Source organism: Vaccinium witches'-broom phytoplasma str. VAC (assembly GCF_000309405.1).
In the GTDB taxonomy this organism is placed as follows: Bacteria; Bacillota_I; Bacilli_A; order Acholeplasmatales; family Acholeplasmataceae; genus Phytoplasma.
In genome coordinates this window covers 1-613 of record NZ_AKIN01000089.1, presented here as the reverse complement: position 1 = coordinate 613, position 613 = coordinate 1, and the positions used below count along the sequence as shown (strand labels likewise).

Here is a 613-nt window from a genome sequence, read left to right as displayed (position 1 = left end):
TTCATTAAACCTATTTTCGCCTATAACTATTTCCATAAACAAACCAAATCAACTATTAAACTAGTAAACTATCAAACCCTTCAAAAAGAATGGTTAAATACTCAACCTCCATTCAAAAGATACGATATCAACGTCATAAAGAAAGAAAATATCCCTAATATCTTAGAATATTTCAATATCCAAACTTCCGCCTATAATCTCGAAGAACCGTCATACAACCCTTATGGAAGTAAATTTTTCTTCAACAAATTAAAAAACCCTCCTCAAGGATTAATTGGAGTTTATTTTAAACCAAGAACTAATCCTTTTAACGAAAAATATCCTCATGAAGACAATGAATATATCTTAGAAGACCTTTTAAAATACGAAATCGCCATTGAAGAAGCTTTTATCTTTTGGGACTCCCAAGAAAAACCTCAAGAAATCAAACCTCAAATAAATTTAGTAGTTAGTAACATCTTCACTGATCAAAATAAAGAAGAAATGATTAATCAATACTTAATCAACAACAACATCATCAAAGAACCAAAATTGATTAAATTAGGTTGTTATAACGCCACTTCTCATACTGGTTTGGTCTTACCTTTGCCATCTAAAACTTTCCATGAAATTG

General features: G+C 29.9%; 1 pseudogene. It reads left to right on the top strand.

The window, feature by feature from the left end:
* Positions 1–613: pseudogene (locus tag RI68_RS02050) on the top strand (hypothetical protein); the annotation flags it as partial.